Source organism: Winogradskyella immobilis, from assembly GCF_021887715.1.
GTDB classification, from domain to species: domain Bacteria; phylum Bacteroidota; class Bacteroidia; order Flavobacteriales; family Flavobacteriaceae; genus Winogradskyella; species Winogradskyella immobilis.
Genome location: NZ_JAIQXX010000007.1, coordinates 1 through 21554 on the forward strand (window position 1 = coordinate 1; position 21554 = coordinate 21554).

The 21554-nt window shown below is 31.2% G+C and carries 19 protein-coding genes; 6 read left to right on the forward strand and 13 right to left on the reverse strand.

Annotated elements, in window-relative coordinates; translation table 11 throughout:
- The 8 genes from K8Z87_RS06795 to K8Z87_RS06830 all read right to left on the reverse strand — a co-directional run.
- The coding region (locus K8Z87_RS06795; protein WP_227476737.1) for a TonB-dependent receptor at positions 1–2159 on the reverse strand (2159 nt) is incomplete at its 3' end.
- Positions 2160–2494: 335 nt separating this feature from the next.
- Positions 2495–2899, reverse strand: a complete 405-nt coding sequence (gene arfB, locus K8Z87_RS06800) for an alternative ribosome rescue aminoacyl-tRNA hydrolase ArfB (RefSeq protein ID WP_227476738.1) — start codon at positions 2897–2899, stop codon at positions 2495–2497.
- Positions 2900–4456: a DUF4301 family protein gene (locus K8Z87_RS06805; protein ID WP_227476739.1), complete on the reverse strand. Its 1557-nt coding sequence runs from the start codon at positions 4454–4456 to the stop codon at positions 2900–2902.
- A complete protein-coding gene (locus K8Z87_RS06810) occupies positions 4456–5022 on the reverse strand; it encodes an AAA family ATPase (RefSeq protein WP_227476740.1) in 567 nt (188 codons plus the stop codon). Before K8Z87_RS06810 ends, K8Z87_RS06805 begins: the two co-directional genes overlap by 1 nt.
- A complete protein-coding gene (gene pnuC, locus K8Z87_RS06815; RefSeq protein WP_227476741.1) occupies positions 4983–5615 on the reverse strand; it encodes a nicotinamide riboside transporter PnuC in 633 nt (210 codons plus the stop codon). The genes K8Z87_RS06810 and pnuC overlap by 40 nt, the downstream gene beginning before the upstream one ends.
- Positions 5599–5859 carry a hypothetical protein gene (locus K8Z87_RS06820; protein WP_227476742.1) on the reverse strand — a complete coding sequence of 87 codons (261 nt, stop codon included), beginning with the start codon at positions 5857–5859 and terminating at the stop codon, positions 5599–5601. The genes pnuC and K8Z87_RS06820 overlap by 17 nt, the downstream gene beginning before the upstream one ends.
- 1 nt (position 5860) lies before the next feature.
- Entirely contained in the window at positions 5861–6586 is a 726-nt protein-coding gene (locus K8Z87_RS06825) for a phosphoglycerol geranylgeranyltransferase (RefSeq protein WP_227476743.1), read from the reverse strand.
- Positions 6586–7212 carry a 4'-phosphopantetheinyl transferase family protein gene (locus K8Z87_RS06830; RefSeq protein ID WP_227476744.1) on the reverse strand — a complete coding sequence of 209 codons (627 nt, stop codon included), beginning with the start codon at positions 7210–7212 and terminating at the stop codon, positions 6586–6588. The genes K8Z87_RS06825 and K8Z87_RS06830 overlap by 1 nt, the downstream gene beginning before the upstream one ends.
- Positions 7213–7342: 130 nt before the next feature.
- Here K8Z87_RS06830 and ahcY point away from each other — a divergent pair, with 130 nt between their 5' ends.
- The 3 genes from ahcY (at position 7343) to K8Z87_RS06845 (ending at position 10402) form a co-directional block, all read left to right on the forward strand.
- A complete protein-coding gene (gene ahcY, locus K8Z87_RS06835) occupies positions 7343–8659 on the forward strand; it encodes an adenosylhomocysteinase (RefSeq protein WP_227476745.1) in 1317 nt (438 codons plus the stop codon).
- Between the two features lie 88 nt (positions 8660–8747).
- Positions 8748–9212, forward strand: coding sequence for a DUF1569 domain-containing protein (locus K8Z87_RS06840; protein WP_227476746.1), 465 nt, complete (start codon positions 8748–8750; stop codon positions 9210–9212).
- A 47-nt stretch (positions 9213–9259) separates the two neighbouring features.
- Entirely contained in the window at positions 9260–10402 is a 1143-nt protein-coding gene (locus K8Z87_RS06845; RefSeq protein WP_227476747.1) for a methionine aminotransferase, read from the forward strand.
- Positions 10403–10451: 49 nt separating this feature from the next.
- Here K8Z87_RS06845 and K8Z87_RS06850 read toward each other — a convergent pair whose 3' ends face one another.
- A complete protein-coding gene (locus K8Z87_RS06850) occupies positions 10452–11612 on the reverse strand; it encodes a serine hydrolase domain-containing protein (RefSeq protein WP_227476748.1) in 1161 nt (386 codons plus the stop codon).
- 78 nt (positions 11613–11690) lie between these two features.
- Between K8Z87_RS06850 and K8Z87_RS06855 the strand changes: the two genes are divergently transcribed.
- Positions 11691–12473, forward strand: coding sequence for an amidohydrolase (locus K8Z87_RS06855; RefSeq protein WP_227476749.1), 783 nt, complete (start codon positions 11691–11693; stop codon positions 12471–12473).
- Here the strand turns inward: K8Z87_RS06855 and K8Z87_RS06860 are convergent.
- Positions 12457–14064: an Ig-like domain-containing domain gene (locus tag K8Z87_RS06860; protein WP_227476750.1), complete on the reverse strand. Its 1608-nt coding sequence runs from the start codon at positions 14062–14064 to the stop codon at positions 12457–12459. The two genes, K8Z87_RS06855 and K8Z87_RS06860, sit on opposite strands and share 17 nt — an antisense overlap.
- 54 nt (positions 14065–14118) lie before the next feature.
- Positions 14119–14787, reverse strand: coding sequence for a ComF family protein (locus K8Z87_RS06865; RefSeq protein WP_317207421.1), 669 nt, complete (start codon positions 14785–14787; stop codon positions 14119–14121).
- Between the two features lie 79 nt (positions 14788–14866).
- On the opposite strand from K8Z87_RS06865, the gene K8Z87_RS06870 reads away from it, so the two are divergent.
- Positions 14867–15754, forward strand: a complete 888-nt coding sequence (locus K8Z87_RS06870; RefSeq protein WP_227476751.1) for a coiled-coil domain-containing protein — start codon at positions 14867–14869, stop codon at positions 15752–15754.
- A 64-nt stretch (positions 15755–15818) separates the two neighbouring features.
- Positions 15819–17360: a glycine--tRNA ligase gene (locus K8Z87_RS06875; protein ID WP_227476752.1), complete on the forward strand. Its 1542-nt coding sequence runs from the start codon at positions 15819–15821 to the stop codon at positions 17358–17360.
- Positions 17361–17441: 81 nt separating this feature from the next.
- On the opposite strand, the gene K8Z87_RS06880 is transcribed toward K8Z87_RS06875, so the two are convergent.
- The gene (locus tag K8Z87_RS06880; RefSeq protein ID WP_227476753.1) at positions 17442–17996 is read right to left on the reverse strand and encodes a DUF3575 domain-containing protein; all 555 of its coding nucleotides are present in this window, start codon (positions 17994–17996) and stop codon (positions 17442–17444) included.
- A gap of 100 nt (positions 17997–18096) precedes the next feature.
- Positions 18097–21516, reverse strand: a complete 3420-nt coding sequence (locus K8Z87_RS06885) for a hypothetical protein (RefSeq protein ID WP_227476754.1) — start codon at positions 21514–21516, stop codon at positions 18097–18099.
- Positions 21517–21554: the final 38 nt, after the last annotated feature.

Sequence of the window (21554 nt, forward strand, 5' to 3'; positions counted from 1 at the left end):
GTTCCGTCTACAGTTGTAACACCATTTCCTGATCCGTTTGGCACATCGAAACTGAAGAAGAATCCATTATTTTCATATGTTTCGTCAAAGATGTTATTGATTTGAGCTGTAAATACAATTGATTTAAAAATAGATACATTATCAAGAACATATTGTACGTTTAAATCATTAGTAAAATAGCTATCTAATAAAGAGCTTTCTGCATCTATATTTGCCAAATACTGCTCTCCTACATACTTTGTAAAAAAGGTTGTATTAAGATTATCTGTAATTCTATAGGTTAAAGCATTTCCTGCAATAAAATCTGGAGAAAAAGAGATATTTGTTGTTCCTAGGTTAACTAATTCGCCATCTCTTTGTGCTACAAAATCTTCATTTTTATTTCTACTTATAGCTACATTTGGTCTTGCTACAAGTTTATCTGAAATCTCAATAGCTGCATCTACTTCTAACCCTAGTCTATAACTGCTACCGCTATTTTGTCTAATAGGAAAACCTACTTGGTCTAATTCTCCTGTTAATACTAATTGATTACTAAAATCTAAATAATAGATATTAGTATTCAGCTTAACTCGATTGGTATTTAACCTCCATCCTAATTCAAAATCATTTAAACTTTCTGATTCTGGGCTTCCGTTTTCAAAATCAACTCTAGATGGTTCTCTATTAGCTCTCGCATAAGACAAATAGAATTTATTTTTATCATTAGCTCTATAGACTAAACCTGCTTTAGGGTTAAAAAATGTATAGCTTTCATCAACATCTAAAATGGCGCCTGGGAAAAACAGAGAGCCATCTGCTTCATAATTAACTGTTCTTATTTGAGCATCTGCGAAAAAAGAAAATTGATCATTAACTCTATACGTTGCTTTTGCATACACGTTAAAATCTTTCTTATCACTATTATTATCAAAAAAGCGAGTTGGTAACGATGGTAACTGTGCAAATTCAGCAAAGATCACTTCCCCAAATTGTTCGCCATCATAACGGTTCCAACCTCCACCGAAAACGGCATCTAACTTATCTTTTTTGTAATTTAAATTAAATACTGTTCCGTAAAAATCACTATTAAGATGTGATCTAGTTACCAAATCTGAGCTTAAAACTGTTTCTCCTTCAAACTGAAAATTAGGGAGTCTATAAAACTCTAAATTACCAGCAAATCCATCTTGAAAAAATAGAGTATCATCAATATATTGTTCAAAGAAACCACGCCCATAAGTGTAATGAAAAGATATATTTCCTGTCCAATTTTCATTAAACTTATGTGTTACGTGTAATTGATAATGATCTTGTCTATAGTCGTCTCTTTGTCCGTCATGAAATTGTTGATTTCCATCTCTATCAAAAAATAAACCATCTGAATTAAAACGTCTATCTGATTGCAAACCTGCTTCATCTAAACCAAAAAATGCTAGACCAGTGATTTCCTCACCTCCAAAAACTAATCCTTTTATAAGTGTGTTTTCTGTTTTATAAACTCCACTTAAAAAATAAGAACTTAAATCAGAAAAAGCTCTGTCAACATAACCGTCAGAATCAATTTTAGATAAGCGTGCCGAAAACGCAAAATGATCATCTAAAAGACCTGTACCAACTTTAACAGTATGCTTACGTGAATTAAAGCTACCAAAAGAATTAGAAATCTCAGCATATGGTTCTTGAGTATAATTATCTGTTAGTACATTAATACTTGCGCCAAAAGCACCTGCTCCATTAGTAGACGTTCCAACACCTCTTTGTACTTGTATATTTTCTACAGATGATGCAAAATCTTGAAGATTTACCCAAAATACAGATTGGCTATCTGCATCGTTATACGGAATACCGTTGAGCGTTACATTAATTCTTGAATTATCTGCTCCTCTAATTCTTAAATCGGTATAACCGATACCTGTACCATCAAAAGTTGTAGATACTACTGACGGTAAATAATTTAAAAGCACAGGAATGTCCTGACCTAAATTAACTTTTTCGATGTCTTTCTTAGTAATTTCTGAATACGTAATAGGTGAATTAGAGTTAACTCTTGATGATTTTACTACGACTTCTTCTAGTTTTTCAACTTTAGTTGAATCTTTCTTTTTTTCTTGTGCTGATACACAATAGCATACTAATGCAAATACAATTGTAATTGATTGTTTGAAAAATGATTTCATTCGAAATAAACTTTATAAATCGAATAAAAAGAGGCAATTATTCTTATATTAAATAATTGGTTTTCGTAAAATTTTCCGACGCGCCATGTGGCTACTTCGCTAAAAACATCCTTCGGATGTTTTCTTTACGCTCGTCCCTAAACAGCATTATCTGTTCTAGGTTCAATGGGTATGATCTCAGCCAAATGGATTTTAGATTTTAGATTTTGGATTTTGGATTTAGAACTTTTTAATTCATCAATCGTTAATCTTTAATCGTCATTCGTCAATCAATCGAGCACCCCTTTTTTGAGAACGGCACAAAGATAGTAACAAATACGTATTGACCAATAATTTTAATTAATATCTGGTTTTCTACGATTGGCTTTCTTTTCAGAAGTTTTTCTTTTAGTTGCTATACGTTTTTTAATCACTGATTTAGGCACCTTAGTTGGAATGCGTATTTTATCTTCTCTTAATCCTTCTTCAACTAAAGTTAAAAACCGTTGAATAATTATAGCTTTATTTCTAAATTGACTTCTGCTTTCTCCTGAACTTAGTGATAAAATTCCTTTTGAATTTATTCTGTTTCCAAAGAAAGCATATAATCTTGTTTTCTCTTCTTTAGTAAATAATGAAGTTTCTTGAAGATTGAAATACAATTCTACTTTAGAAGCAACTTTATTAACATGTTGACCACCTGCACCTGAACTTTTTACAGCTTTAAAAGTAAGTTCTTTTATTAGGTGAGAAGTATTCATTTATTTTAGTTGATGCGGTGATTTTAATAAATCATTTACTGTTTTAACAGGGTTAAAGGTCATTATAGGCACTTCTACAAAGATGGTATTCCAAAATGCCATACTTCCATTCCATAAACCTGGCGATTCTAATGCTTTTAAATCTTTCCCAACTTTCGTCTTCATAGTAATAAAAGCAGCCTTTTTATCTACAAAATCTTCTAAATTAAATTTTTCTCCTTTATAGTTTTTTATACCACAAACTATATCTACAGGGTTAAAATGTGTTGCATTTTTAAGAATTTCTTTTTGATTTTTATCTTTAAGATTAATTTGAGCCGATTCAACAATTTGCAAAGATAAATTACCAGATTCATTTTTTACCCAAAATGGTCCACCGCCTGGTTCGCCTTCATTCTTTACCATTCCGCAGACACGGATTGGCCTATTTAATTTGTCTCTTAAATATTCTATTTTGTATTTATTAGAGTACTTTTCAAAATCTTGCGATATTTTAACATTTAATTCTCTTGTTAAGAATTCTGCAACTTTAATAAGATCTCCTTCAATGATTTGATTATTCTCTAAATCTATCAAATATTGAAATATTTTTTCTTGAAACCCTATAAGGATTCCTGCTAATACTTTTTTATACTTAGCGACTACTTCTTTATATTTTTTTACAACAACATTATCTATGTTTTTTATAAAAATAATATCTGCATCTAACTCATTTAAATTCTTTAGTAATGCCCCATGCCCTGATGGTCTAAATAATAGACTTCCATCTTTATTTCTAAAAGGTTCGTCTTTAAGTGTTACGGCTATGGTATCTGTAGATTCATGCTGATAAGAATACGAAATATCAAATTTAGAGTTTGTTAATATTTCTATTTTTTCTTGAATTCTCTTAAACTCATTTATAAATTTACCCTTAAAACGTTCTGATATCGTGAAATGTATTTTGGCTGCCTCTTCTTTAGAAGCATATAAAACAGATTCGAATAAATGTTCTTCAAAAGCTGTAGATATAACATCATTCTTATATTTATGAAATGGCAATAAGCCTTTTGGATAATTACATAAATTTAATTGATCTTCATCTAACATCGCATGAACAAAAGTATAAGCTAGTTGATTTTCTGACAAGCTATTAACTTTAATATTATTAGATATTATATGGCGGCATACCTGATCATAAAAAGGAAATTTATCTAAACCTATCATAAATAACATTAAATCTTTTAATTTATTTTTATTAATGTATGAATTAATAGATTCTTTTTCAGGATTGTATTCTTTAACAAACTTGAATAAAAATTTAAACATCCGAGTTGCAGCTCCTGACGCTGGAACAAATTTCAATAAACAAAGAGTTTCTTTTCTGGATTCAAAAACAGCGATAGCATCACCAATATTGGCTTTATTTAATTGAGTTATTCCATTACCAATAGTTGCTGCTTCAAAAATGTTTGTATATGGAACACCTTTCTTAAACAGTTCAATTTGACTCTTAACTTCTTTTGGTGTTAATCCTTTATTTTCTATTTGCTTTATATCTTCTTCGGTAAAATGCATTATCTACTTTCTAACAATTTATCTATATGCGCTATTGCATTTTTCAATCTCGCTTTTTTATCTCCTTTAAGCAAAACAAAAGGGCGATTGTATTTTATTAAAGCCTCCTCAAAAGCTTTAAACATTTTCTCTCGCTCATTAGGCTTGTCCCTTAAATCATCAGCTTCCCAAGGTGTGTCAATATAGGTTAAAAAATACAAATCATATGAATTCTCTAGAGCATATTTATTTAAAATTGGGTCACAGATTCCTATATAATATGCTTCACTATATACTTTGGTTTCTAACAAATCTGTATCGCAAATTAAAACACTATTAACTTGGTTTGCTAATTCATTCTCTAATTGCATTTGTCCAATAACAATAGGTAATAAGTCTTTTGGCTCACAAACTTTTTGTTCTTTATCCCATTTATATTGAAGATATTCTCTGGCATATTCTGGTACCCAAAGTGTTTTGTAGTGTTCTGCTAATTGCCTGGATAATGTTGTTTTCCCTGTTGATTCTGGCCCAAATAGGACTACTTTTATGCAGTCTGCTGGTTGTTGCTTAAGCTTTTTTTCCATTCTATATATCCTTGAATAGCTAAAATTGTAAATATTAAGTATTGTAATGAAAACATTCCCCAACCACGATAAGCATATAGAGGTACTGTTATAATATCAGCAAAAATCCATAATGTCCAATTTTCTAATTTTTTATTTGCCATATACCACATAGCAGTAAAAAATATTCCTGAAGTAAATATATCTATATAATTAGACGTATTAATTTCGGTTCCATAAGCCCAGTAAACTCCATAAGTAACAAGCATAGTTAATAGAAACATTCCTATACCAATTACTTTTTCTCTGGAATTTGTTCTAGAAATTGGCACGATAAATTTATTTTCTTTTTTTCTAGACCAATTCCACCAACCATACAAACTCATAATAGAATAATAAAAATTCATCATCATGTCTCCCATTAATTCATCATGAAAAAAGAGATATACGGTTATTATCGTAGCAACTAAACCAACAGGATAAACTAAAATATTTTCTTTTTTTGCATAAATAACACTGGCAATACCAAATAAAAATGCAATAGCTTCTAATATTATTAAATAAGTTTCTCTAGTATAATATGGTTCTAGAAAGAAATCAAAAATCTGATTCATAATCGCTTCGGTCTGTTTTTACAATTTTCATTTGCAATACCGAGATGCCTACATCAGCAAATGAACGTTTAATTTCTTTAGTTAAAAATGGCATTAAAGTATCATAATTGCCATAAATCTGTGTGCTTAAAGGGTTTTCTAGTACAGTAAATTCTGAACTTCTGAGTCGTTTTATAAAATTGATGACATGAGTTTCATAATCATTTTGAAGTGGTGATAAAGTTAAATCTACTGATATGTTCATGTTATTTTTTTATTTCATTAAAAAACGATTTGTCTTGTTCAAAAGCGGTCCCAATTACAACCAAATCTGCACCAGCTTTATAAGCAGATTCTAATCCTTTTTTACTTCGAATACCTCCTCCAACAATTAGTGGAATATTAAGCTCTTCTTTTACTTTAGAGATAATTTCTGGCTCTATAGCATGTGTTGCGCCACTACCTGCTTCGAGATAAATAAGTTTCTTTCCTAATAATTCTCCTGCTTTTGCTGTATCAATTATTTTTTTAATATTATTTCTTTTCAAAGGTTTTGTTTTGCTAACGCGTTCTACAGACGTTTCTTTTCCGTTTTCAATAAGCAAATAACCCGTTGAAACGACCTCTAGATTTGTTTCTCTCAATTTAGAAATTGCATCAACATGTTTACCAATTAAATAATCTGGATTTCTACCAGATATTAAAGATAAAAACAAAATAGCATCCGCTTTATCTGTAATCTGAATAACATCTCCTGGAAATAAAATTACAGGTAAATTGGTGTGTTTCTTAATGTCTTCAACTAAAGTTTCAGTAACCCCTTCGTTAACCTCACTCCCACCAACAAAAATATGTGTGGCTTTAGATTGATTAATCTTAGAAATAAATTTTGAAACAGCTTCTAACCTCATCTTATCAGGGTCAATTAAAACTGCTAAAAGTTTTTCAGATTTTGAAATTGAAGTGATTATATTTTGATAAATACTATTCATTACGGAATCACATAGGCACAAGTAAATCCTTCAAACTCTATAAAAGCAGTATTGTACTTGTATTTTTTATCTTTATAATCTATCCAAGCTACAGTTTTGCCATCGTTTAACATAAACGGAATCACTAAGAAATGCTCTCTAAATAACATGCCCGGTGTTGCAAATAGCTTGTATAAAGATTCCTTTATTCCCCAAATCACAGTTAGTTTTCTAATATAATCTTCTGTTTCAGACTCTAAATAATTAAACTCATAATCGATGAATTTTTTAGCTATAATTCCAATTTTATTTCGTTGCTTTTCTATATCAATACCTACTTCTTTATCGCTAATAATAATTCCTGAAAATATAAAACTATGTGTTATAGAAATGTGCTTTCCATCTTTAAGGTGTGGCTTACCATTTTCATCGTAATATAAATCTTGATCAGTATATCCAAAATCTCTCAAAAGATGTCTAACACTTAAAAAACCACGTTGATGTAATTCACTTTTCATGCTTAAAACGCGTTCTAAACTCTGAGGTTTTAAATCTAAGGGAGATAATAAATCACTATAAGACTCATCAATCTTCCAGATTTTAACAGTAGTTTGTGAATTTACAGTAATGGATTTGTACAGTGGCATTTAATATTCTGAATCCTATTGATTATCTTTGCATCGCCTAAGGCGAATTTGGCATTTTTTGATATAGCGAATTTAGTTATTTAAGCCATAAACCCAAAGGCAAGTATAATTTAAAAAAGACAAAAATAATATGAGTACAAAAACTGTTGCTTACGTACCAAATAAGGTGAAAGATATGTCGCTTGCGGCTTGGGGAAGAAAAGAAATTGAATTGGCTGAAGCAGAGATGCCAGGTTTAATGAGTTTACGTGAAGAGTATAAAAACGCTCAACCATTAAAAGGTGCTCGCATCGCTGGTTGTTTACACATGACGATTCAGACTGCTGTATTAATTGAAACATTACAAGCTTTAGGCGCAGAAGTAACTTGGAGTTCTTGTAATATATTCTCTACTCAAGATCAAGCTGCTGCTGCTATTGCTGATGCAGGTACCGCAGTATATGCTTGGAAAGACATGACTGAGGAAGAATTTGATTGGTGTATTGAGCAAACTTTATTCTTTGGTGAAGATAGACAACCATTAAATATGATTCTTGATGATGGTGGAGATTTAACCAATATGGTTTTAGATAAATATCCGGAATTAGCTGCTGGTATTAATGGCCTTTCTGAAGAAACAACAACTGGTGTACACCGTTTATACGAGCGTGTAAAAAATGGAACGCTTCCAATGCCTGCAATCAATGTTAATGATTCGGTTACTAAATCTAAATTTGATAACAAGTATGGTTGTAAAGAATCTGCAGTAGATGCAATTCGTCGTGCAACAGATATTATGTTAGCAGGAAAACGTGTTACTGTTTGTGGATATGGAGATGTTGGTAAAGGAACAGCTGCTTCGTTTAAAGGCGCAGGTAGTATTGTTACTGTAACTGAAATTGACCCTATTTGTGCTTTACAAGCTGCAATGGATGGTTTTGAAGTAAAAAAACTAGAAACTGTTATTGGTAATACTGATATTGTTATTACAACTACTGGTAATAAAGATATTGTACAAGGACGCCACTTCGAAGCTTTAAAAGACAAAGCTATTGTATGTAATATTGGACATTTTGATAATGAAATTGATATGGCTTGGTTAAATGAAAATCATGGTCATACTAAAGATACTATTAAGCCGCAAGTAGACAAATATAATGTTAATGGAAAAGACATCATCATCTTGGCTGAAGGTCGTTTAGTTAACTTAGGTTGTGCTACAGGACATCCAAGTTTTGTAATGAGTAACTCATTTACTAACCAAACACTTGCACAGATTGAGCTTTGGAATAACATTGAAGCTTATGAAAACGAAGTTTATATGTTACCAAAACATTTAGATGAAAAAGTAGCAAAACTACATTTAGCTAAAATTGGTGTTGAATTAACAGAGTTACGTAACGACCAAGCTGAATATATTGGTGTAACTCCTGAAGGTCCATACAAACCAGAGCATTATCGTTACTAGACTAATTAGGTTATTAGAAGCGCTTGCTTTTAGACATTAGACATAAACCCTTGCAGAAATGTGAGGGTTTTTTATTATTTTAGGCTATATGAAAAACGCTCGTAAACTTTCTAAGTATCTTGATAAGATAGAATCTGTCATCCCAAAGCACGAAGAGAAGAATCTCAACGTATCAAAATCTACTGTAGGATGGCAAATAGACCATAGCCTTAAAGTAATTAATAATGTTACTAAAGCACTAGAAGACTCAGACCCTAATTTGTATGAAAATGACTTTAGTTTTACAGGAAAGGTATTTTTAACTCTTGGTTATTTTCCAAGAGGAAAAGGAAAAGCGCCAAAACATGTTAAACCGCCTGAGGTTATTTTAAAAGAGGATATAATATCACAACTTGAAGCCGCAAAATCTAATATAGAAATGATTGCCAATTTAAATGAGGACTCTTTTTTTAAACATCCTTTATTTGGAAATATAAATACCAAAAGAATTTATCGGTTTTTAGAAGTACATACCAAACATCATTTAAAGATTGTTAATGATATTTTGAAATAACTAATTACTTATTTCAGCTTCTTATTGTTGTTTAATATCTTTGAGAGATGCAATACAAATCTAAACTCCCCAACGTAAGCACTAATATCTTTTCAATAATGAGTGCTTTAGCAAACCAACATAATGCTTTAAATCTTTCTCAAGGATTTCCTAACTACCCAAGCTCTCAAAAACTAAATGACTTAGTCAATAATGCTATGAATACAGGTTATAATCAATATGCACCAATGCCTGGGAATTTAGATTTATTAACCGCTATTTCTAATAAATATCAATTATTATATAACAACTCTTATCATCCTGAAAAAGAAATTACTGTAACTTCTGGTGCTTCTCAAGCCATTTTTACGATCATCTCTACCTTTATAAGACCTAACGATGAAGTCATTATTTTTACTCCTGCATACGATTGTTATGAGCCAGCAATAGAACTTAATGGTGGAAAAACAATTACTATACAATTATCTGCACCTGATTACGGTGTAAATTGGGAAACTGTAAAATCTAAGATCTCATCCAAGACTAAAATGATTATCATTAATTCGCCACATAATCCTAGTGGAACCATTTGGTCTGAAACTGATATGTTACAACTTCAAGATTTAACTAAAAACACAGATATCATTGTATTGAGTGATGAAGTCTATGAACATATTATTTTTGATGGAGAACAGCATCAAAGCGTGTGTCTTTTTAACGATTTAAAACAGCGTAGTTTTATTACAGCTTCTTTTGGAAAGACGTTTCATAATACGGGATGGAAAATAGGCTATTGTTGTGCTCCAGAATATTTAATGTCTGAGTTTAGAAAAGCACATCAATTTAATGTGTTTTGCGTCAATCATCCAATGCAAAAAGGACTAGCAGACTATATGCAAGATTCTAAAACTTACACAAGTTTACCTAACTTTTTTCAACAGAAACGCGATTTGTTTTTAAGTCTAATTTCAGAATCACGGTTTAAAATAAAACCATCTCAAGGCACTTATTTTCAAGTATTAGATTATTCTGAAATTACAGGCGAATATGATGTCGATTTTGCAAAAAGACTCACCAAAGATTTTGGTATAGCTTCAATTCCTTTATCTGTTTTTAATGAAAATGATAAAGATGACAAAGTACTTCGTTTCTGTTTTGCTAAAACAGATGAGACTTTAGTAAAAGCAACTGAGATTATTTGTAAGATTTAATACCAAACCCCAAAAATCAATAGCTATCGGGATTAGAAGAAATAACAGTTTAGTTTAATGCTTTAGTCAATGTTTCCATAAATTCGCCAATTTTAGAAGGTTCTAACCAACGTGTTACTACCACAACGTTATGCTTTCTATCGACAACAATAAAATTACCTCCAAAACCAGCTGCGTAATAAATATCTTCAGAAACATTCTCCCAATGACGTGGCCCTTTTTGATTTAACCACCACATATACCCATAGTTTACATTTGGTTTAGATGGCACTATAGCATTTTCTATCCAGTTATTACTTATAATTTGCTCATTCTTCCACTTACCATCATTTAAAAATAATAAACCAAAACGCGCCATATCTTCTGCAGAAATAAATAATCCGGCTCCAGAATGTCCACCTCCAGTTACCGATTTCATTTGTACCCCATCAATAGTCGTCCAAGCTTTGTCATACCCAAACCATCTCCATGTCGTTGAAGCCCCAATTTTGTCCATTACCTCATCCTTAAGTACTTGTGGTAAAGGCTTTCTCCATACTTGAAGCAAGGCATAAGCCAGCACATTAACACGCACATCGTTATACTCCATAAATGTTCCTGGCTCCCTTAAGGTTCTGTTTTTCCAATCGTCTAAATCTCCTTGACGTGGCGGACGATCTGCCCAATCTTTTCCTCCCCAAAGTTCACCAGACCAATCTGAATTTTGTTGCAATAAATGTTGAAATGTAATTTTAGAATTATGAGCACCACCAAAAGTACCATCCCAAACATAGTCTTTAGCTAAATCTGTTTCGTTTTTAATTAAACCTTTATCTACAGCTAAGCCAGCCATAGTGGATAAAAAGCTTTTGGTAACACTAAAGGTCATATCTACACGTTTTGTGTCACCCCATTTTGCTACTACATAGCCATCTTTTAGTATCATTCCTGCTGGACCACCACGTTTTTTAGTTGGCCCTAAAATTTGATAAAATGGCTCTCTCGCAAAACCTTTAACAATGGCAATACGTAAATCTCTTGACCCAGAATACTCATTAGCTTCTGCAAACTTAACAGCATCATTTAACCATTCGCTATCTATTTTTAAATCTGTTGGAACCTTTTCTTCCCAATTGGCATTACGCTCAGGGAAGTATTTAACTTGTGCTTCTAATGAGCTAACAAAAAAGAATACAAAAAGAGCAAATATCTGTGTTATATATTTTTTCATAAAATGCATATAAAATTTTTAACGGTTGAAATTACTTAATTAATTTTAAACCATCTATAAAATATGTAATTTTAAGACATGCAAAATCAATTAAAAATTGCCTTAGTACAAGCCAATCTCGTTTGGGAAAACCCTATTCAAAATCGTGTTAATTTTTTAAAAAAAATAAACAATATCTCTGAAAATGTAGACCTCATTGTTTTACCCGAAATGTTTACTTCTGGCTTTACTATGAATGCGAATAGTGTTGCTGAAACCATGACAGGAGAAACCATAACATGGCTAAAAAACATAGCAAAAGAAAAGGACACTGCTATTATGGGTAGCTTAGTGATTAATGAAAATGACACCTTTTATAACCGTTGTGTGTTTTTACACCCAAATGGAGATGTGAATACTTATGACAAACGACATACATTTACTTTAGCTGGCGAACATAAAGTATATAAAGCTGGTGAAATTAAATCTATTATTAATTACAAAGGTTGGTCGATTTGCCCTTTAATTTGTTACGATTTACGTTTCCCTGTTTGGGCACGTAATATTGAAAATTACGATCTTTTAATCTATGTTGCCAATTGGCCGAAACCTAGAATTAATGCTTGGGATGCCCTTTTAAAAGCTAGAGCTATAGAAAATATGAGTTATTGTATCGGCGTAAACCGCGTTGGTTTAGACGGTAATAATTATGAATATCCTGGACATTCCGCATGTTACGACGTTTTGGGGAATAGAATAGATAATATTCCATTTGATAAAGAAGAAACTGAAATCGTTACTTTAGATAAAACACACATAAAAACTTATAGAGACAAGCTTAATTTTTTAAACGATAAAGACGCGTTTAATCTAACAATATAAATTCTATAATATTGTCAAAATTTGCACGTACAATATCTATAGGTTTAGAATAACTAATACGTTCAGGTTGCTGTTGTTTTAAATAATCTCCAGAATCAAATTTTCTATTTTTATTAGTGTCAAAAATTGCTCTCAAAAAGTATTGTTTGGGTTCAAGGTCTGTAAAATCAACAGTTGACGATTCAGTAGTGTACTCTTCATATTCTACTTCTCCATTATCATCTACAAGTTGAACTATTAAAGGAAACTTTGCATTAACAAGGTTGACCCTAATATTACCATAATCTGATTTCTTCTTTGTCCTAAAATTAAAATCTAAAGTGTCATTTTGAGTAGCATACATATCCTCTAATGCTCCTGGCAACAATTTCATTTTATAACTTTCGTCTTCCTGTAAGTCAATTGGAAATGCATATTGATTATACAACGAATCGTACTTCACGGTAAACGGAACGTCTAATGAATCTTTATTAATAATTTTTATTTTGCTTTTATCAATTTTTGAAAATGGAGTTGTTCCTTCGAGTTTAAAATCTTCACCAAAATTTAAAGTTCCGGATTTAACCACAGAAATCACTAAAGAGTCCTTATCTGCATTTCTAAATTTATGAACTAAAGTATCTGTGTATTTTTTATTCTTTACAATAAAGACTGTAGAATCCGCTTCAAACTTAGCATTGTACCAATAGTATAAACTATCTTTATCCTTATCTCTAGTTAGCCTTGTTATATAATCTTTTGGTGTTTCTCCTGAAACCTCAATTTTTACACCTTCAGGATCTCCTTCATAAGGAAAAATGATTCTTTTTTCTCCAACTTGTCCTGGTCTTAGTATTTTAAATTCCGGTGTTTCTTCAAACAATTTTATAGTATACAACGTGTCTTTTGGCACTTCAATAATTCCTTCATAAAACCCAATTTTGTCAACTTTAGGTTGGTAAGTGAAATTAGAATTTTCATCTTTTAAAGCTACCAATTTATATTTCCCTGCTTTAATATTATCAATACTAAACGTCGTTATGCTATCTAAGGTATTAGTAATATATTTTGGCTTTTGCTTATAAACTAATGAGTCTGTATATGAAGAATCTACTTCATATAACATTACAGAAACAAATGTATCTGCATTTCTGTTTTCTGCATCTAAAATTTGTCCTTTTACCGAAAGTGAATCTATAATTTCACCAGTAGAAAACACATATCTATAATATGGATATGGATTTTCTTCGTTATTATCTACTATACTTTGTCCAAAATTTAATGCATAAGTTGCATTGGCTTCTAGTGTGTCTTTAATTTTTATACTAATATATCTACTCGCAGTTCCTAGTGGTCTAATGTCTGGCTCAGTATCCATCGGCGGAGATATAATCAGTTGTTTTCTTAAATCTTTTATTTTAATATACTCATCAAAATAAATTCTGATCTCTTCCGCATTAAAGTTTGTTGTATAATTCTCAGGATTGGCTTGTATAATAACTGGTGGTGTATCATCTTTAGGACCACCTGTTGGCCGACCACGACTTGCACAACCTAGAGTTAGTAGCACTAAAAATATCCCGAAATAAATTCTAAACGAATTTGCAGACATGAACTGTAAAAAATTTAAGCAAATTAACGATATAATTAATTAGTAACGAAAAAATTAATCTGCAATTGCTATAGTTGCTAAACTAATTTTTATTCCATCTATTGCAGACAATACTTCAGCGCATGCTTCAACTGTTGCACCTGTAGTAATTATATCATCAACAAGTAAAATATGCATTCCTTTTAAAGCTGTAGGATTTTCAACTTCAAAACGGGTATTAGCATCATCGTAACGCAATAATCGATCTTTAAACACTTGTGTTTTTGTATGCTTCTTTTTTAACAAGGTTGTGGTATTATAATCCGTATCTAATGCTTTTGCAATAGCTTTTCCAAATTTTGTGACTTGGTTATAGCCACGTTGTCGAAGCTTTCTTTTGTGTAATGGAACAGGTACTACAACATCAATCTGTTTGTAAGCACTAATCGTTTTTAATTCTTCACCTAACCATTGGCCAAATAAGCTGCCAATATCTTCATGACCTCTATACTTTAAATTATGAAGCAATTGTTGCACAATACTCTTTTTAGAAAAGTGTACTAGCGCTGTAGCATTTTCTAATTTTACACGTCCATAGAGTATTTTCTTTACCGTATCATCTTCATTAAAGTGAAAATTTGTTACAGGCAATTGATGTCGGCAATTTGTACAGACAAGTTGCTCATTATCTTTAAGCTGAGAACTACAAGCTTCACAAACAGCAGGAAAAAACAAGTTTAACAAATTTTTTAACACTTATAACGATTAAAATAAAGTTGCACTCTAATATTACATATTTTCGGCCTGAATACAAAAATTAATAATGATAGTTAACCCTCAACATTTTAACTACAGATTAATCATAGGGTCTTTAGCAGTTGTAGTAATTATAATATCTGGCTTCAGCTATACTAATTACAATACGCTTAAATCTCAAGAACAATTTCTTGAACAAGAAAAACAACTAATCCAATCTGAATTGTCTGATATGCTCAATCGCTATGACAAAATCAAAAAGGATAACTCTAATATTTCCGAAGCATTACAAATTGCTAAAACAAATACAGAAAATGCACTTGCCAACTTAGAGTCTGCTAATGCAACTATTAAAACCATTTTAGATTTTAAAAATCAATATTATCTTATTAAAGAAGAAAATAAAAATTTAAATCAAATTATTGATTCTTTAAATTATACCAATCAAAAACTTGTAGAGACGCAAAAACACACTTTAAATACATTAAATGAAAAGCAAACTGTAATTTCTAATTTAGAAACTACAAACGCTTCATTAAATAAAAAGATTGATGATGCAGCGTTATTAGTTGCTGCTTCTATTGATGCAAATGCATATAAGAAAGCAACTTTTGGAAAAAAGAAGGTTACTGATAAAGCTGGCAGAACAAAGTCTATAGATGTATGCATTACACTATCTAAAAACGCATTAGTATCTGAAGGCGAAAAAGATATCTATATACAAATTGTAAACCCTAAAAATAATGTTATAGGCAACAAAGGTTCTATTTCTTTTGGTGATCATAATTTAATATACAGTCAAAAAAAGGTGATTGATTACACTAATGAAAATCTAGATTTATGCGCTATAATAGAAGGTACAGAAAATGACATTCCTTTTGCAAAAGGCTTATATTACGTTAATGTATTCCACGACGATATAAGACTAGGCAGCACAACTTTTGAATTAAAATAACTAACTAAACATAATTTTCTGAAAACCGCTCTATTAGTTTAGAGTGGTTTTTTATTTTTGCAGCATGGCAAACAATGACGATCAATTTAAAAAAGTATTATCTCACGCTAAAGAATACGGTTATGTATTTCAGAGTAGTGAAATATATGACGGTTTAAGCGCCGTTTACGATTATGCTCAAAATGGAGTAGAATTAAAGAAAAACATAAGAGACTATTGGTGGAAAGCCATGGTGCAAATGAATGATAATATTGTAGGCATCGATGCTTCAATATTTATGCATCCAACGACTTGGAAAGCTTCTGGTCATGTCGATGCTTTTAATGATCCTTTAATTGACAATAAAGATTCTAAAAAGCGATATCGTGCTGATGTTTTAATTGAAGATTATTGTGCAAAGATTGAAACTAAGATTGAAAAAGAAGTAAAGAAAGCTGCAAAACGTTTTGGAGATGCATTTAATAAAGAAGAATTTATTTCTACTAACGGAAGAGTTCTTGGCTATCAAGAAAAGATAAATACCATTTTATCTCGAATGGCTAAATCTCTTGAAAATGAAGATTTAGCAGATGTAAAAGCACTTATTGAAGAACTTGAAATAGCAGATCCTTTATCTGGCAGTAAAAATTGGACCGACGTTAAGCAATTTAATCTAATGTTTGGCACTAAACTCGGTGCTTCTGCGGAAAGTGCTATGGATTTATATCTTAGACCAGAAACGGCTCAAGGTATTTTTGTGAATTTTTTGAACGTTCAAAAAACTGGGCGTATGAAAATTCCTTTCGGGATTGCGCAAACAGGAAAAGCTTTTAGAAATGAAATTGTAGCACGTCAATTTATTTTTAGAATGCGTGAGTTCGAACAAATGGAGATGCAATTTTTTATCAAACCAGGAACCCAAGCAAAATGGTATGAACATTGGAAAGATGCTAGGATGAAATGGCATTTATCATTAGGCTTAGGAGAAGATAATTATCGTTTTCATGATCATGAAAAACTAGCACATTATGCCGATGCTGCAAGTGATATTGAATTTAAATTTCCATTTGGGTTTAAAGAATTAGAAGGTATCCATTCGCGTACAGACTTTGATTTAAAAGCTCACGAAGAACATTCTGGAAAGAAATTACAATATTTTGACCATGAAACAAATACCAATTATACTCCTTACGTTTTAGAAACGTCTATAGGTTTAGATCGTATGTTCTTGGCGGTATTTTCTAATGCGCTTATTGAAGAAGAATTAGAAAACAATACAACACGTACAGTATTAAAATTACCAACTGTTTTAGCACCAACAAAAGCTGCTATTTTACCATTAGTTAAAAAAGATGGATTGCCCGAAGTTGCAAAACAAATTTTAGAGGATTTAAAATGGGACTTCAATGTTGTTTACGATGAAAAAGATGCTGTAGGAAGACGTTACAGACGACAAGATGCTAATGGAACTCCATTTTGTATTACTGTAGATCATGATACATTAGAAGATAATAGTGTCACTATCCGTCATAGAGATACTATGGAACAAAAACGTGTTAAGATTGAAGAATTAAGCAGCATTATAAAAAAGGAAGTTGATGTTGCTGTTTGGCTAAAGAGAATGTAAAGTAGTTTTTAACTTATAAAATAAAGAAGCCCAAACTATATGTTTGGGCTTCTTTATTTTAGTGTTATTCATTTAAAAAAATTAAAACCGATACCCTAGGGTTATTCCAATTTTAGCAACAACATCATCTATAAACTCGTCTGCATTAAATAAATTACGCCCAATACCTAAGTTTAATTCTCCAATAAATCCATTATTGGTTACCCATTTACCACCAATTCCTATACCTAGTGCAAAATCAGTTAGGTTTTCCTCTCGTACAATTGGTGCTCCATCAAAAGCTAGTGGCGAAAAGTCTATTGTTGTTACATCGTAAGAACTCAATAACCCAAAACCTTCTATAAAAAATCCGGCGGCATAACGTTTACCAAAATAAAGACGGTAATACGGTGAGAAATAAAAATTGATTTCATCATTAATAAGTTCATCATCAAAAGGAATAAATAAACTTGCTCCAACTGCAGATTCCTCATTCAATGTACGCTCATAAGTCCCTTCAAAAGCTCCTAAAACAAGATACAAGGCATTAATTTTAACTTCATTGAAATTAGTTGTTGCATCAGGATCATTTTTATCTTGAGCCTGAATACTAAAAATTGAAAAAAGTAATAAAAAAGATAAACATAAGTGTTTCATAATTGATTGATGTTTTGGTTTTATAAGTTTAAGTGCTCGCAATAAGCATACCATTAAGATGGTCTATTGTTTAATAGGTTGCGTAAGTATTTAAGCTATTTTAGAAATAAGCTTTTAACTGTACTGTTCCTGTGTGGATTACACTTGAACTTTCTGTTTTTCTGCCAAAGTAATTTAGGTTTAAATCTAAAAACTTAGTTAACTTTTTTTGTGCTAAAAGACTCCAAGTAAAGTTTCTCCCAGGTTGTAGACCTTCTAACAATTGAAAACCAACGGGTGTATTGGCATTACCAGAAAAATCATTCTCAAAAACATTAAATTCTCCTGTCAATGCCACTTTTTGAGCTTTATTATAGGTAAAAGACAAGCCGTAATTATTTTGAGTTAATGTTTCTAAATCTCCAATGGTATTGTCTTTATTAGTTAGTTGATAAAAGACATCAAATTGCGCATTTTCACTAAATATATATGAAAGCCTAGGTTGTAATTGTGTTTCATTTATATTAAAATCGCGGTTTTCAAAATTTTCATTTAAACTTTCATTTTCACCAAAACTCACCAAAGAGTTAATTAACCAACTTTTGGCAAACTTGTGATTAAAGTTAAACTGATGACTTTTTAATCGACTCTCTTGAAATCCTATTGATAATAGATTACGACTCTTAGTATTTAAAAAAGTATATGATGTTGTATAGCGCTGCTTCCCTCTATTATAAAACAAAACATTTCGTAGACTAAAATTTAATCCTAAACGATTAGGGTCATTATCATCTGTATTACTTAAAGCTTCAAACGGATTAAGGTTAAAGTCATTACCATTACGTCTTAATTTATTATCAACTAAGAAAGAGGCTTGATTATAAAAATGTGACCAAAATTTCTTTGTTTTACTTTTAGAAACATTCCATTGTTGTGCATTAAACGTTAAAGTTTGGCTAAACCTATTTTGATGTGTTTGAATAAACACTTGATTTGGTAATAACACTCTTATAAAACTACCTTGATCCTGAAATTGCGCAACTTCAAATTCGCTAAGCTCTTGAATACCATTTTCATTATAATCTATCCAAGTAAATGTACCTTGTCCAGGTTCTACTTCAACAAAAGTAAAATCTTGTTGTGGCAAAGTTCCAGAATTGGTTTCGTAACTAGAATTAGAAATAAGAATATTATTAAACAATTTCTGATTAAAATTTAAACGGCTATTTAAGGATTGCTGGTTTTCAACAGATGGATCTGAAGCTTTTAAGTTTCTGAAATTGACAAACAATTGAAGGTTTGTTTTTGCATTTTGAACCAATTTCGATTTTACATAATAAGTGTTAGATGTATTAACACGTTCTAAATTATTAGATCTTAAACTATCGTTAACCCTATTAATGTAACCCAGTTCTACAAAAACCGAAGTGCTATCGCCAATACCAGCAAAAGCTTCATAAGATCTAAATTTTTGACTCAATGGTGTTAAAATTCCTGTAGATTTTTCGATTTGTTGATTGTCTTCTAGAGCAATTTTTAGGCCTGCCCATTTTTTATCTTTTCCATACACCACACGATTAAAAGATCTAATAAACGAAGATGTATTTAGCGTTGTATTATTACTTAAAGCACTAGAATTTGAAAATAATGTAAAATCTCCTAATCTAAAATTAGCGTTTAAATTATGTCTATTACCATTAAAGTTTTCAGAATAATTAAGGTGTTCAAATTTATATGCTGCACTTCCATTCTTTGAATGTGATAATTGTAACCCAGAATTAAAAAGCAACTGATTTCCTAAAGGTGTATCTAAATTCCAATCTCTATTAAATTCAGCATTAAATAAAGCTTCAATAGTTCTAAAATTAGATTGAAGGTAATCTACATCAGCAATAGCAGACAGGTTCCAAAGACTATCTGTTTTTATAATATTTTGAACAACTCGTAATTTACCTGCAAAGCCATCATTATTACCATCGTCTAGACTAGAGAATAGATTTAAATCATTTTTACTTCCTGCCAATTCAAAAAACACATTGGTTTTTTCCGTTGGCGTATATGTACCATTTAAAGTAGCCACCTGTAAACGTATCGGAGCCACTAATTGCACAATAGGCTCAAAATTGCCTTGTGGTACTCCTGCAATTGGAGGAACATATTCAAAAATATTAGATACCGCATTGTTATTGCTCAATATATAGTTTCCTTGATTATCACCAACTAATGTAAAACGCACACTAAATAAATCGTCATCAGGGTTTGTAGAAAACACAAAAATCTCTTCTGTGCCAACCAGTTCTTTTCTGTACAAAACTCTACCTTCAGAGAAATCTTCTTCCACTGCCGAAGGAGCTGTCATTAGCGAACGGTCATCACCAGCATCTGCTAATATTTGTATTTGTTCTGTTGATAAATTTTGTTGCAACGGTTGGTTTTTAGCATCACTTTCAGAATATACAGAAACATTAAGTTTCAACTTTTCGGTGTTATACGAACCACCTCCAAAAACTGTAAATCTTGAAAAATTACGTTCACTAAATTGATAATCTACGGTAATTCGCATTTCAGAAGTTATAGGAAATGTAGAATTAAAACGTAATTCTCCTGCATTATAATCAATCACATAATCCTTATTTTCTCCACGTTCTAATGCAACTCCATTAACATACACTGTTTCACTTCCTGATACTACAAGCACAAATAATTCTCCATTTTGTCCTGTTAGCTTATAAGGTCCTTGATTGCCTTCTTGAGCTGTAAACTGGCTTCTTGTAAATTGACCTCTTACTAGAGCTCCTGAGATGTAAGCGCTTGTTTTTTCATTAATGTTTGCATTGACCAATAAACCTTGTACGCGCTTACTAAAACTAGAAAAATAGCTGTTTGTATTTTGTAAATCTATATCTCCTGCTCTAATGCGCCAATCTTTACTAAACAGTTCTATAAACACTTGATCAAACTCGTCTAAACGTTGAGAAAATCCATTTTCTTGCAACGGAATATTAGCATCTTGGATAGAAGCTCTTAAAGAAACTTTATCACTTAGTTTGCCTGAGATTTGCAAATCTAATTCACTATTTAAAACAGAATTTTGATTATTCCCAATAGTGACTCCACGAGAGATACTACCTGATGTGGTTAAACCATCAAAAGGAGTAAATGTATTTTTCCTTGTATTTTGCTTAAGCTGAAATAAACGCTGACGTCCTTTACCACTTTTTACAATTAAAGATTCGTCTAATTGCTTATATGTTTTTGTAATAAAGTTAGGGTATCTAAGATATTCAACAATAATAGTATCTAACTGAGTAGGTTGTTTAAACTGCAATATTGACTTTACAAAATCAATATGGTATAAAGTAGAATCTAATAATTTATTCGTTTTGGTTTTAACCCTAAACGCACTAGGATTTATACTTACAGTATCTATTTTAATACTGTCTTTAACTGCTATTTTTTTTACACGATAATTACTTGATTTTTCTTGAGAAAAACCAACTAATGATATCATAAAACATAAAACGCTAATAGCAATCTTCATACAGAACAATAACTTCTTAAAACAAGAAATATTTTATA